This is a genomic window from Micromonospora polyrhachis (genome assembly GCF_014203835.1).
Classification (GTDB): domain Bacteria; phylum Actinomycetota; class Actinomycetes; order Mycobacteriales; family Micromonosporaceae; genus Micromonospora_H; species Micromonospora_H polyrhachis.
This window is the reverse complement of sequence record NZ_JACHJW010000001.1, coordinates 3,422,515-3,434,600: the sequence shown is the minus strand read 5'-3', so window position 1 is coordinate 3,434,600 and position 12,086 is coordinate 3,422,515. Positions and strand designations below refer to the sequence as shown.

Sequence of the window (12,086 nt, the reverse complement as noted above, 5' to 3'; positions counted from 1 at the left end):
GGTGTTCCAGTGGTGGTCAGCCGGGACCCGCCGGCCAGCGACCGAAGGGGCGATGGTCACGTCAGACGTCCCGGCGGGGTACGACGATCAGCGTCAGAACCGCCGCGACGAGCGGCCAGATCGCGTAGACCAGCCACGACTCGGTGATCGTCGCCGGGTAGAGGATGGGCGGTCCCAGGTTGACCGGGCTGATGTCGGTCAGCCGCTGCCAGGCGTTCAGCGGCAGCGCATGGTGCAGGGCCGCCTTCCACGGCTGGTTCGGTTCGATCATGGTCGGCAGCATGAGCAGTAGCAGCGTCGCCGTGACGATGGTGGTCGCGGTGTGCCGGATGAGCGCACCGAGTCCCATGCCGACCAGGGCACACACCGCCGGAAGCAGGGCCGATGCGGTGACCGCCTGTAGCGCGCCGGGGTAGCTGATGGACAGCCCGACGTCCTCCCTGGAGAGGATCGCCTGGGTCACCCAGAACGAGGCCCCGGAGACGACGGCACCGTACGCGAGCATCACCGGTGTCACGACCAGGAACTTGGCCGCCAGCACCGAGCGACGGGCGGGCACGGCCGCGAAGGTGGTACGGATCAGCCCGCTGGAGTACTCACCGACGATCATGATCGCCCCGATGCTGGCGGTGGCGAGGACGAGAACCAACGCGGCGGGGTCGGTGAAGGCGTCCCGGATGGACCAGGTCGGGACGAAGTTGTCCCTGATCCCCGGCGAGTAGCGCGCCCAGTTGTTCATGTCGGAGATGGCCGAGTTCACGTTCGTCCCGACGACGATCAGTGCGGTGACCGCCAGTCCCCAGCAGGTGGACCGCAAGGACCACAGTTTGATCCACTCGGCGGCGACCAGGTCGCCGAACCGGACACGGGCACCGGTTCCGGTACCGGCGGTTGCGGGCTTCGTCAGAGTGGTCATCGGCGGTCTCCGGCCAGGTATTCGACGCTGTCGGCGGTGAGTTCCATGAACGCCTTCTCCAGTGAGGCGGTGTGGGTGGTCAACTCCTGCACCATCACGCGGTGGTGGAAGGCGAGTTCACCGATCCGGGCGGCGGTCATGTCGGTGACCGTGAACGAGCCGTCGTCGTCCGGTAGCACCCTCGCGCCCTCGGTGGTCAGCAGGTCGGTCAGCCGGGTGCCGTCCGGGGTGCGTACGGTCACGCTCTGCTGGGTGCTGCGGGCGGCGAACTGCGCCAGGCTCTCGGCCGCGATCAACTCCCCCCGGCCGATGACGATCAGCTGGTCGGCGGTGGCCTCCATCTCGCTCATCAGGTGGCTGGAGACGAAGACAGTCCGCCCCTCGGCGGCCAGCCGGCGGAACAGGCCGCGTACCCAGCGCACACCCTCCGGGTCGAGGCCGTTGATCGGCTCGTCGAAGATAAGCACCGGCGGGTCGCCGAGCAGGGCGGTGGCGATGCCGAGCCGCTGTCGCATGCCGAGCGAGAACCCGCCGATACGCCGCCGGGCGACCTCGGTCAGACCGACCTCCGCCAGCACCTCGTGCACCCGGCTACGGCCGATGCCGTTGCTGCGGGCCAGCGCGGAGAGGTGCGCCGTCGCGCTACGCCCGCCGTGTACGTCGTGCGCGTCGAGCAGCGCGCCGACGTGCCGCAGTCCGCGCGGCCGGTCCCGGAACGGTCGGCCGTCGATGGTGGCGGTGCCGCTGGTGGGCTCGTTCAGGCCGAGGAGCATCCGCAGCGTGGTGCTCTTGCCCGCGCCGTTCGGGCCGAGGAACCCGGTCACCTGTCCGGGTCGTACGGTGAACGTCAGTCCGTTCACCGCGTTGACCTTGCGATACCGCTTGGTCAGTTCGTTGACTTCGATCACCGGTCCAACGCTGCCGCAGGTCGCCCCCACCCCACAGTGGGCCGGGGGCCACATCTGCGCGACCGGGGGCCACATCCGTGCGACCGGCGGTAGCCCGAGGTCGTACGCCCGTGGGCCAATGCCGTGCCGGGGCAAAGCTCACTACGCTCAGCGCATGGACGTGACGCCGCATCTGCCCAGCCCATCGCGGTGGCTGCGCGCCCCAACGGTACGGGCGACGCTGCGGTGGTGTGCGGCCCTCGCGTTCCCGTTCGTCCTGCTCGCCGTGACGCTCAGCGGGGCGAGCAACCCGGGCGGTTGGTCCGGGCTCCGATACGTCCTGCCGGCTCTGGTGCTGGCGATGCCCTTCGGTCTGCTACGCCACCGACCGCTCCCCACGATGGCGCTGATGCTGTCCGCCGCAGTGCTCGTGGCGTTCACCGTGCAGTCATGGGAGGCCGGATACCTGCGGGACATCCGATATCTACAGTTTGCGGGGATCGACCTGGCGGTGGGCTACCTCGCCGCCACCCGGTCCCGCCGGTTCTCGATCGCCGCCGCCGTCATCGCGTTCACGGTGCAGGCCGTCACCGAGGCAGCCCAGCCGATCGAGACACGACAGTGGCCGGGTGCCATCGCCCAGGAGCCGGACCTCGCCACGCAGGGCCTGCTCTACGCCCTGGCGATGGTCACCGCCTGGCTGGTGGGTAACTCGCTCCGCCAACGCCGCGAGCACACCGAGGCGGTGCGCCTACAGGCCGCGACCCAGGCGGTCACCGCCGAGCGGCTGCGGATCGCCCGCGAACTGCACGACATGGTCGCGCACAGCATCGGCATCATCGCCATTCAGGCCGGCGTGGGCTGCCGGGTCATCGACACCCAGCCGGCCGAGGCTCGGAATGCGTTGAGCGCCATCGAGACCACCAGCCGGGAGACCCTGGCCGGGCTGCGGCGGATGCTCGGTGCGCTGCGTCGGGCCGATCCGGAGTCCGCCGCCGGGCCGGTGCCGCTCGACCCGGTGCCGCTCGACCCGACGCCGGGGCTTGCCGACGTCGACCGGCTGGCCGCCACGGCAACGGACGCCGGTGTCCGGGTCGACGTCCGATGGCGGGGAGAGCGCCGGCCGCTGCCGGCCGAGATCGACCTGTCGGCGTACCGCATCGTGCAGGAGGCGGTCACCAACGTCGTACGTCACGCGCACACCGGCGGCTGTCAGGTGACCGTCGACTACGGGGACGAGGAACTCTCCGTCGAGATCGTCGACGACGGTCGAGGCAGTGCCGTCGGCGGCACCGGGTACGGCATCGTCGGCATGCGGGAACGGGTCAGCCTGCTGCACGGCCAGTTCACTGCCGGCCCGCGACCCGAGGGCGGCTTCCGCGTGGCGGCCCGGCTGCCACTACCGACAGGAGACCGATGACGATCCGTGTCGTCCTCACCGACGACCAGCCCCTGGTCCGGGCCGGTCTGCGCGTACTGCTCGCCGACACCCCCGACATCGACGTCGTCGGGGAGGCCGGGACCGGGGCGGAGGCGGTCCGACTGGTCACGGACGTCCGACCCGACGTCGTGGTGATGGACATCCGGATGCCCGGAATGGACGGCATCGAGGCCACCCGGATCATCACGGCAGGCGCGTCGCCGCGCGTACTCATCCTCACCACCTTCGACGACGACGAGTACGTCTATGCCGCGCTCCGCGCCGGAGCCAGCGGATTCCTGGTCAAGGACATGGCGCTGGAGGAGATTCTCGGTGCGATCCGGGTGGTGGCCGCCGGCGATGCGCTGATCGCACCGAGCGTCACCCGCCGCCTGATCGAGGAATTCGCCGGACGGCCCGAACCCGCCCGCAACCCACGGGCGATCGAGGGCATCACGGACCGCGAACGCGAGGTGCTGACCCTCGTCGGCCGGGGCCTGTCCAACAGCGAGATCGCGGCCGAACTCTTCATCAGTATGGCCACCGCCAAGGCGCACGTGGCTCGGCTCTTCACCAAGCTCGACGCCCGAGACCGGGTCCAGCTCGTCATCATCGCGTACGACAGCGGCCTGGTGTCACCGTCTCAGTGATGTTCCGGCGACCCGGTGGAACAGCGGGTCGCCGGTCAGGAGCCGACGCAGCCCGGGAGGTGCGGAATGATCGCGGTGGGAACGAGGTCGGTACAGACGGCGTCACTTCCAGCGGCAAGCGCCTGCCAGGTGCCGGCACCCGCGTCGTACCGGTAGGCAACCGCAAGGGAATCCGCGTCCTTCACCACCGTGTACGCGGTCGCGTAGCCCCGGTGGCAGACCGCGTTCCGCACTCCGCTGAGGCTCCGGTCGATCACGTCGACCAGCTCCTTGTTGGCCTTGAGCGCCGTATAGAGGGTCTTCTCGTCGACCGGGCAGCCGTCGCCCTGGCGGGAGGGCGTGGCGGTCGGGGTCGACGTGCCGGCTATCGGGGTGGCCGGGGTGGATGCCGTCGTCCCGGTGTCGGCCGGTTCGTCGCTGCCACAGCCGGCCGTGGCGATCGTCAGTCCGGCGAGTACGGCGGCCAGGCGGAGGGACCTGCGCTGTTGCGGTTTCACCGTGACGGTCATGAGCCGGGACGGTACCGAGTCCGGTTGGGTCAGGCCAGAGTGGTCATCCCGGCCTGCTCGGTCACGATCCCGGCCAAAAATTCGACCTCGACGAGGCAGTCGAGGTGGCCGCGGCGGGCCAGCACCACCAGTCGACCGTCCGGACAGGCGTCGAGGAAGCGCCGTTCGTCAGCGCGGAAGTGGTCACGCGCACCGTTGACCAGGCAGACCCGGCCCTGGTACGTGGACAGCTCGCGCAGGACGTCCAGCCGGGTCACCTCATCGACGACCTGTGGCAGCACTTCGCAGGAGAGTCCGCCCACGACCATGGCCTCGGCCAGTGGCTCCGGCAACGCCCGGCGGAACGTCCGTGCGCTGAGCCGGTTGGCGACCTCCGGATATCTGCCAGCCAGCCAGGCGACCTGGCGGAACAGTGCCGCGAACGTCCCGACCGGGCGGGCGGTGCAGCCGATGGCGACCAGTCCCGCCACCCGCTCCGGGTAACGTGCGGCAGTGGCGATTCCGACGTAGCCGCCCAGGGACAGTCCCACGACCAGCGCCCGGCCGCCGAGTTGGTCGATCGTGTCGGCGACGCCCTCCACCGCCGCCTCGATGGTGAACCGTTCGCCACGCCGACGTCCGTGGCCGGGCAGGTCGGGTGCGGCCGACGGATGGTGTCGCTCGACCACCCGGGTCAGCGGCTGCCACATGGTGCCGCTGACCCGGATGCCGTGTACGAACACCACGGGCAGGCCGCCACCAGCCTCGACGTCCATCCGGTCCTCCCACCCACACGCGATCCAGACGTCTAGACCGTAGCGACGAGGGAGCTGAATTGCAACGCAACGTTGCGTTGCAATTTATCGGGTCGAGGCCGTGCGGCCGGTCAGGCCGCGCTACCCGCGCGCCACCTGTCCAGGGCGTCGTACGCGGGCAGCCACTCGTTCTGGTAAGCCATCCGTACGGGTTCCGGCAGCGGTGCCAGCATCGTCGCGATGGTCTCCGCGCTCGCCCCGTCCAGCATCCACGGCATGATCCGAGCGGCGTCCGGACCGACCCGAGCGGCGCTGACCTGGCCGAAGTGCTGCCACTGCTGTTCCGTCACCGCCGACTGGATCAGCGGCAGCGCCTCGTTCTCCTCGTGGTTAAGGTGCGCGCCGACACCGGTCGCCAAGGCGTCGGCGAGTTCGCCGAGCCGCTCCAGTCCGGTCTCCCGGTCGAGCAACGCCGCGTCGATCGCCTCGATCGCCGAGTCGATGGCGGCGTGTTCCGTCTCCATCGCGTCCAGTAGGGCCAGATCGTCGGGGCGAGTAGCCAGCGCCTGCCGCATCACCGGCCACAGCGCGTCGTCCTCGGTGGTGTGATGCACGTGCAACGACTTCTTGAACAGTTCCCAGCCGGCGGCGGTACGCAGGACCCGCTGGGGGTCGTCGTCGACGCTGGCGGTGGCCTTGGCGATGTACGCCAACTCCCGCCGTAGCGCGTCGTGGATCGCGTACATCGCGGTCATGTCGAGTTTGCCGCTCATGATCTCTCCTTGCTCGAATCCATGGTCGATCGACTGCCCGTGCGCCCAGGTCAGCCCCAGGTGGTGCCGGCCGGCTCCTTGATGGTCGTGTTGATGCGGTTGAAGAGGTTGGTCGTGGCGATCACGAGAATGAGGGCGGCGAGCTGCTCCTCGTCGTAGTGGTCGGTCACCTCGTCCCAGATCTCGTCCGGCACCGCGTCCGCACTCCGGTCGGCAAGCCGGGTGGCCGCCTCGGTGAGCGCCAGGGCGGCTCGTTCGGGGTCGGTGAAGAACGGTGCCTCCCGCCACGCCGCCACGGCAGCCAGTCGCTCGTCCGTCTCGCCGGCCTTCCTGGCGTTCTGTACGTGGGCGTGGACGCAGGCGCTACAGCCGTTGATCTGACTGGCCCGCAGCCCGACCAATTCCTGTGTCTGCGCCGACACACCCCCCTTATCGATGGCCTTGAAGAGGTTCTGGATGCCCTTCATTGCGTCCGGCAGCACCATCGCCGGGTTCTTCATCCGCGCCGTCATGATCTTCTTTCTCCAGTCGTCCGGCGGTCCGCTCGTCACACCGGCCGGTTCTCGTTCGTCACTGCTCTGACGGACCCCGACAAGGAGATGTGACCGATGAACGAACACGACTTTCTGGCGGACCGGTTCGAGGCGCACCGCAGCCACCTGAAAGCGGTCGCCTACCGGATGCTCGGCTCGCTCACCGAGGCGGACGACGCCGTCCAGGAGGCCTGGCTCCGACTCAGCCGCTCCGACACCAGCGAGGTCGGGAATCTGGCCGGCTGGCTGACCACAGTGGTCGGTCGGGTCTGCCTGGACATGCTCCGCTCGCGAGCCGCACGCCGCGAGGACCCGATGGGCGAGCACCTGCCGGACCCGATCATCAGTCCCGCCAACGGCATCGACCCCGAACACGCGGCGCTGCTGGCCGACTCGGTCGGGCTGGCGCTGCTGGTCGTACTCGAAACGCTCAACCCCGCCGAAAGGCTCGCGTTCGTGCTGCACGACATGTTCGCGGTGCCGTTCGAGGAGATCGCTCCGATCGTCGGGCGTACGCCGGCCGCCGCCCGGCAGATGGCCAGCCGTGCCCGCCGCCGGGTGCAGGGTGCGGCTCCCACCCCTGACCCGGACCTGACCCGCCAACGTGAGGTGGTCGAGGCGTTCCTGGCTGCCGCGCACGGCGGCAGCTTCGACGCGCTGGTCGCCGTCCTCGACCCCGAAGTGGTGCTGCGCGCCGACACCGGCCTGCCCGGTGCCGGCCTGCGGGTGGTACGCGGGGCGGCAGCGGTGGCCGGGCAGGCGCTCACCTTCCGACGGTTCGGCAACTCCCGTTCGACGCCAGCGCTGGTCAACGGTCTCGCCGGGCTGGTCAACACCACCAACGGAGAGCCGGTGTCGGTCATGAGCTTCACGATCACGAACGGGAGGATCGCCGCGATCGACATCCTCGCCGACCCGGACCGACTCCGCCAGCTCGACCTGGCCGTCCTCGACGCCTGACGCCTGACGCATCAGTGGAGGCCGCACGATAAATGGCGCTGGACAATAGTGTGTGGCACACGGTAACGTGTTCCCCGTGACCGCAGAAGAACTGATCCTCAGTCAGGCTCAAGAGCTGCGTCGCGGCACGGTCGTACTGGCCTGCCTCGCCCTACTCGACGAGCCGCAATACGGCTACGCGCTGTTGGAGACGCTCAACGACGCCGGGGTCACCGTCGACGGCAACACCCTCTATCCGTTACTACGCCGACTCGAGAAGCAGGGCCTGCTCACCAGCGAGTGGAACACCGACGAGTCCCGACCAAGGAAGTTCTACCGGGCCAGCCCCGAGGGCTCCCGAGTACGCACCGGCCTGGTGCGCGAATGGCAGGACCTCGTCACCTCGATCTCACGACTGACCAAGGAGAACTGATGAGCACGAACACCCTGACCGAGCGGTACGTACACGAGGTCGTGCGGCGCATCCCGGCCGACCAGCGCGGCGACGTCGCCGAAGAGTTACGTACCACCATCGCCGACACCGTCGACGCACGCGACCCGGCCGACCCGGCGGGGGCCGAACGCGCGGTGCTCACCGAGATGGGCGACCCGATCCGACTCGCCGCCCGCTACGCCGGTCGGCCGCTCGCGCTGATCGGACCCGAGCTCTACCCGGCGTACATCCGGCTGCTCGTTCTTCTGCTCTCCACCGTGCTGCCCGTGGTCACCGCCGTCATCGTGGTGATCGACGTACTCGACAAGAACGATCTGGGTTCAGCGATCGGCAGCGGCATCGGTGCGCTACTCACCGTCGGCGCGCAGATGATCGCCTGGCTCACCGTGGTATTCGCCCTGATCGAACGGTCCCGCCATCGCAACGAGATGCTCAAGAGCACCGAGGAGTGGACGCCCGACCAACTGCCCGAACTTCGGCAGGCAAACAAGAGCGGGGTAGAGGCAGTTGCCTCCGCAGCGTGGCACACCGTGCTGATCGGGCTGATCGTCTGGCAGGCCACCGCAAAGCCGTACCGGACCGACGACGGCGACCGACTCCAGGTGCTCGACGCGGCGCTGTGGTCGGGCTGGATCTGGCCGATCCTGGCCGGTCTGGCCGCCCTCGTGGTGCTCGATCTGGTCTGGTTCGCCGCCCGCAAGTGGACCGTCGTGCTGGCCACGCTGCACGCCGTCGCGCAGGGTGTCTTCGCGCTACCGCTGGCCTGGATCCTCTACCAGCAGAAGTTCTTCAACCCGGAGTTCCTGGCCAGCCTCAACAAGGACTGGACCGTGCCGGACGCCTTCTACACCGTCGCGGTGCTGGGCGTGCTCGTCATCGCCGGCAGCGAAATCGTGCAGCGCTTCCGCCGGACGCGCGGCTGACGCCACCACTCGAAGGATCACCCTGGTACTCCAGCGCCGACTCGAAGCCGAGCGGCGCTGGAGTATTAGGGTGACCCGGTGGTCGACGGCACCGGGCAACACGGGCGGCAGCGTGGCGAAGGCCCCCGCCGGCAGGGGGAGATCTTCGACGCCGCGCTGAGCCTGCTTGCTGAGAACGGCTACGAACGGCTGACCATCGAAGCAATCGCCGAGCGCTCGACTGTCAACAAGACCACGATCTACCGGTGGTGGCCGTCCAAGGCGGCCCTGCTCGGCGCAGCCCTCGTCGGAACCCCGGCGCTCCGGTTCGACGTACCCGACACCGGCAGCCTCCGTGGCGACCTGGAAGCCCTCGTCGACGCGGTGTTGGCCCTGCTGACCAAGCCGCCCGCCGCCGACGTCGCGGTCGCGGCCCTCGCCGCCGCCGCGCACAGCCCCGAACTCGCCGTGCACGCCCGTACGTTCTTCGCCGACCGGCTGGCCCGGGAGAACCCGGTCTTCGAACGCGCCGCCACCCGGGGCGAACTTCCACCCGACGCCGACCCGACCCTGCTGATGGACCTGCTCGCCGGTGCCGTGTGGGTACGGGTGGTCCTCCGTCAGACACCGATCGGCGAGGACTTCGCCCGACGTACTGTCAGCTTCGTCCTCGACGGCGTCCGACCCCGCTGACCAAAGACGGTGGTAGCCGCAGGTACTACAAAGCCGTACCGTGCGATCTACAAGGATCGGCCAAACGGTGGTTCAACAAAGACGACCACGAAAAGACGCCTGAAAACCCGCCGCCGACTCCACCGACTCCCTGGCTGCCCATCCCCACGGAAGACGGCGAAGACCCGCCCGAACCACCCGGCCCGGTCCGGCTCTGCCCCGACCTGCAATGAACCTCCACCGCAGGCACGGCTACCAGGGCCGACATCGCCGCGACAACCCCCGCCACCCCGAACCCGCCGACAGCGCCACCGACATATCCGTCTGGATCACCGGCCACGCCCCCGAATGCACCTGGCCCACCAGCAAATACCACCCACCCTGCATCGAACTCCGCGTACTCTGCGACGTCCTCCGCCACCACACCACCAACCTGACACCACCAACCTGACACCACCCCGTCACTGGAACACCAGGTACGTCAACCAAAGCGAATGACGTACCTGGTGTTCCAGTGACGCTCGGCGCTCAGCGGGCGGGGAGCGCTCGGCGGTCAGCGGTCCGGGGTGGGCGTGACGATGCCCTCCTCGATGGCGAGCCGGGTCAACTCGGGGCGGCGACGGCGGCCGGTCTTCTCCCGGATCCGGTCCAGATGCGAGCGGACCGTACGGACACTGATCGCCAACGCGTCGGCGATGTCCTGGTCGCGCTCACCGGCGGCCAGCAGCGACAGCACCTGCCGCTCCCGGTCGGACAACGGCACACGATAGACCGCTGGGCGGTTCCGGGCCGAGTCCAACAGGATCGAGGCGAGCGTGGGCGAGACGTACGTGTTGCCGGCGGCGATCTCGCGGACGGCCCGCAGAATCTCGTCGGCGTCGGCGTCCTTGGTCAGGTAGCCCCGCGCCCCAGCGGCGATCGCGCCCAGCACGTCGGCCTGGTCGCCGTGGGCCGAGACGACCAGCACCCGGTGCCCCATGCCGGCGACGGTGACCACCGCCGCCGCGTCGTGCACCCCGGGCAGTTTCAGGTCGAGGATCACCACGCCACCGGTGGGCACCCGGTAGGCGGCGAACTCCTCCACCGAGCGCGCCGTCACGTCGACCCGTACGTCCGGCGCATCGCCCAGGGCCCGAGCCAGGGCGGCCCGGTAGAGCGGGTGGTCCTCGACCACGGAAACCTCGATCGGCGTCGACACTCCACTCACCGTCCCGCCTCCATCGCCGGCATCACCGGTGCGGTGCGTTGCGCACTGGCCTGGTCCAACACCGGGCCGGTCGGGAACAACGCCAGGACCGAGGTCGGCACCGGGGTCGGGCGTACCGAGCCGTAGCCGAGCGCCTTCAACGCCTCGCCGGTCGGCACCGGATGGCGTACCCCCTGGTCGGTGAGGAGATATACGGTGCCGAGGCCGGCCTGCGGGGCGGGCTGGTCCCGGAGCACGGCCGCCCGACCTGCCGGTACGTACACCGCGTCGGCCTGGGTCCCGCCGCCGGCCGCCACCGGCTGCGCCCCGGTCGGTACGCCGATCGAACCGGCCAGTCGGATCGTCGCGCGGTCCCCGTCAAGGGTGGCGCAGGTGGCGACCCGCTCACCGGTCACCACGACCGGTGGGGCCAGCCGGGGCGGATAACCGGTCGACCCACCGTCCGGGGCCGCACCCGAAGCACCCGAAGCACCCGAAGCGGCCGACGCCGCCCCCACTTCCGTCATGTCCACGGCCGACACCTGCACCTCACGGGCCGGGCCACCGGCGTACGCCGCACGGTTGGCCGGGTTACCGAGCACCAACGCCGCCTCGGTCTGGCTGATCGAGACGATGCCGTCGGCGCGTACCAGGTAGTAGCGGGTTTCGGCACCAACGGTCGTGGCCGCCAGCACCTGACCGACCCGGGTGGCCCGGTCACCCACCCTCGGTCCGGCCTCCCCCACCTCGGGCACCGTGATCAGGCGCAGGTCCGGCCCGGCCGGTACGGCACTGAGCCAGGCCGCGCTGACCGGTAGTGGCCGGGTCGAGTCGTAGCCGAGGGCCATGGCCGTCCCCTGATCGGCGATCCGATGCCGCCGACCGGCCACCGCCACGTACCGGGCACCCCCGGAATCGGCCAGTACCACGGCCGTCGCCGGGTCGACCGGGGTGCCCACCGGGGCCACCCCGACCAGGGCGGTGGTGACCGGCGGGCTGCCCACCGGCCGCCCCTGGGGCGGTTGCACACAGACGGTGAACGGGCCGGTCGTCAACAGGTCCTTCGCCGGCAGGGAGGCCGGTGCGCCCGGAATGCCCAGCGGGACGCCGCGCGGTGCCTTCGCCATGGACTTGCGCGATACCTGCTTGGTCGCCGTACCGTCGCCACCTGCGAGCAACCGGGCCGAGGTGTAGTTGAGCATCGGGTGCAGCAGGCCGTCGGCCCCCATCACGTACGCGGCACCGGTCTCCTTCTCGATCACCACCTGGCCGGGTTTGCGCCAGTCGGTGTTCGCGCCGGGGCGAAGTAAGCCGTACACACCGAAGCCGGCGGTCACCAGCAACGCGGCAGCGGCGCCCAGCGCGCAGCCGATGACCAGCCGCCGGCTCGGTGATACCGGATGGTTGGCGTCACCCACCTGCACCGCTGAGACGAGTCGGCGACGCAGGAACTGGTACGCCTGCAACTGGTCGCGCTGCGTCCACATCAGTTCGTCTCCCGACTGGTGTGG

Annotated in this window: 14 protein-coding genes; 6 read left to right on the top strand and 8 right to left on the bottom strand. The window is 69.8% G+C overall.

Going from position 1 to position 12,086, the window contains the following annotated elements:
* Positions 1–61 precede the first annotated feature (61 nt).
* Positions 62–916, bottom strand: a complete 855-nt coding sequence (locus tag FHR38_RS14925) for an ABC transporter permease subunit (RefSeq protein WP_184535243.1) — start codon at positions 914–916, stop codon at positions 62–64.
* Positions 913–1,824 (bottom strand): ABC transporter ATP-binding protein, encoded by a 912-nt coding sequence (locus tag FHR38_RS14920; protein ID WP_184535242.1) that lies wholly within the window; start codon positions 1,822–1,824, stop codon positions 913–915. Before FHR38_RS14920 ends, FHR38_RS14925 begins: the two co-directional genes overlap by 4 nt.
* Positions 1,825–1,978: 154 nt before the next feature.
* Between FHR38_RS14920 and FHR38_RS14915 the strand changes: the two genes are divergently transcribed.
* Together FHR38_RS14915 and FHR38_RS14910 are read left to right on the top strand one after the other, a co-directional pair.
* Entirely contained in the window at positions 1,979–3,223 is a 1,245-nt protein-coding gene (locus FHR38_RS14915; protein ID WP_221449028.1) for a sensor histidine kinase, read from the top strand.
* Entirely contained in the window at positions 3,220–3,873 is a 654-nt protein-coding gene (locus tag FHR38_RS14910; protein WP_184535241.1) for a response regulator, read from the top strand. The genes FHR38_RS14915 and FHR38_RS14910 overlap by 4 nt, the downstream gene beginning before the upstream one ends.
* A gap of 35 nt (positions 3,874–3,908) precedes the next feature.
* Here FHR38_RS14910 and FHR38_RS14905 read toward each other — a convergent pair whose 3' ends face one another.
* The 4 genes from FHR38_RS14905 to FHR38_RS14890 all read right to left on the bottom strand — a co-directional run bounded on the left by FHR38_RS14905 (position 3,909) and on the right by FHR38_RS14890 (position 6,401).
* On the bottom strand, positions 3,909–4,382 hold the full coding sequence (locus FHR38_RS14905) for a hypothetical protein (RefSeq protein ID WP_184535240.1): 474 nt from the start codon (positions 4,380–4,382) through the stop codon (positions 3,909–3,911).
* A gap of 29 nt (positions 4,383–4,411) precedes the next feature.
* Entirely contained in the window at positions 4,412–5,137 is a 726-nt protein-coding gene (locus FHR38_RS14900) for an alpha/beta fold hydrolase (RefSeq protein WP_184535239.1), read from the bottom strand.
* 110 nt (positions 5,138–5,247) lie between these two features.
* Positions 5,248–5,889, bottom strand: coding sequence for a hemerythrin domain-containing protein (locus FHR38_RS14895; RefSeq protein ID WP_184535238.1), 642 nt, complete (start codon positions 5,887–5,889; stop codon positions 5,248–5,250).
* A gap of 50 nt (positions 5,890–5,939) precedes the next feature.
* Positions 5,940–6,401 (bottom strand): carboxymuconolactone decarboxylase family protein, encoded by a 462-nt coding sequence (locus FHR38_RS14890; RefSeq protein ID WP_184539687.1) that lies wholly within the window; start codon positions 6,399–6,401, stop codon positions 5,940–5,942.
* A gap of 96 nt (positions 6,402–6,497) precedes the next feature.
* Here FHR38_RS14890 and sigJ point away from each other — a divergent pair, with 96 nt between their 5' ends.
* The 4 genes from sigJ to FHR38_RS14870 all read left to right on the top strand — a co-directional run bounded on the left by sigJ (position 6,498) and on the right by FHR38_RS14870 (position 9,410).
* Complete coding sequence (gene sigJ / locus FHR38_RS14885) at positions 6,498–7,382, top strand: RNA polymerase sigma factor SigJ (RefSeq protein WP_184535237.1); 885 nt, start codon at positions 6,498–6,500, stop codon at positions 7,380–7,382.
* Between the two features lie 76 nt (positions 7,383–7,458).
* Positions 7,459–7,794, top strand: a complete 336-nt coding sequence (locus tag FHR38_RS14880) for a PadR family transcriptional regulator (RefSeq protein WP_184535236.1) — start codon at positions 7,459–7,461, stop codon at positions 7,792–7,794.
* Positions 7,794–8,738, top strand: coding sequence for an HAAS signaling domain-containing protein (locus tag FHR38_RS14875; RefSeq protein ID WP_184535235.1), 945 nt, complete (start codon positions 7,794–7,796; stop codon positions 8,736–8,738). The genes FHR38_RS14880 and FHR38_RS14875 overlap by 1 nt, the downstream gene beginning before the upstream one ends.
* A gap of 78 nt (positions 8,739–8,816) precedes the next feature.
* A complete protein-coding gene (locus tag FHR38_RS14870; RefSeq protein ID WP_184535234.1) occupies positions 8,817–9,410 on the top strand; it encodes a TetR/AcrR family transcriptional regulator in 594 nt (197 codons plus the stop codon).
* Between the two features lie 532 nt (positions 9,411–9,942).
* Here the strand turns inward: FHR38_RS14870 and FHR38_RS33215 are convergent.
* Positions 9,943–10,596 (bottom strand): LuxR C-terminal-related transcriptional regulator, encoded by a 654-nt coding sequence (locus tag FHR38_RS33215; RefSeq protein WP_184535233.1) that lies wholly within the window; start codon positions 10,594–10,596, stop codon positions 9,943–9,945.
* Positions 10,593–12,062 carry a type VII secretion protein EccB gene (gene eccB / locus FHR38_RS14860; RefSeq protein WP_184535232.1) on the bottom strand — a complete coding sequence of 490 codons (1,470 nt, stop codon included), beginning with the start codon at positions 12,060–12,062 and terminating at the stop codon, positions 10,593–10,595. The genes FHR38_RS33215 and eccB overlap by 4 nt, the downstream gene beginning before the upstream one ends.
* Positions 12,063–12,086: the final 24 nt, after the last annotated feature.

What these genes read in the sequence shown, in the direction of transcription:
- FHR38_RS14925 (WP_184535243.1), bottom strand. Translation starts at nt 916, where the DNA reads ATGACCACTCTGACGAAGCCCGCAACCGCCGGTACCGGAACCGGTGCC.
- FHR38_RS14905 (WP_184535240.1), bottom strand. Translation starts at nt 4,382, where the DNA reads ATGACCGTCACGGTGAAACCGCAACAGCGCAGGTCCCTCCGCCTGGCC.
- FHR38_RS14915 (WP_221449028.1), top strand. Translation starts at nt 1,979, where the DNA reads ATGGACGTGACGCCGCATCTGCCCAGCCCATCGCGGTGGCTGCGCGCC.
- sigJ (WP_184535237.1), top strand. Translation starts at nt 6,498, where the DNA reads ATGAACGAACACGACTTTCTGGCGGACCGGTTCGAGGCGCACCGCAGC.
- FHR38_RS14900 (WP_184535239.1), bottom strand. Translation starts at nt 5,137, where the DNA reads ATGGACGTCGAGGCTGGTGGCGGCCTGCCCGTGGTGTTCGTACACGGC.
- FHR38_RS14875 (WP_184535235.1), top strand. Translation starts at nt 7,794, where the DNA reads ATGAGCACGAACACCCTGACCGAGCGGTACGTACACGAGGTCGTGCGG.
- FHR38_RS14895 (WP_184535238.1), bottom strand. Translation starts at nt 5,889, where the DNA reads ATGAGCGGCAAACTCGACATGACCGCGATGTACGCGATCCACGACGCG.
- FHR38_RS14890 (WP_184539687.1), bottom strand. Translation starts at nt 6,401, where the DNA reads ATGACGGCGCGGATGAAGAACCCGGCGATGGTGCTGCCGGACGCAATG.
- eccB (WP_184535232.1), bottom strand. Translation starts at nt 12,062, where the DNA reads ATGTGGACGCAGCGCGACCAGTTGCAGGCGTACCAGTTCCTGCGTCGC.
- FHR38_RS14910 (WP_184535241.1), top strand. Translation starts at nt 3,220, where the DNA reads ATGACGATCCGTGTCGTCCTCACCGACGACCAGCCCCTGGTCCGGGCC.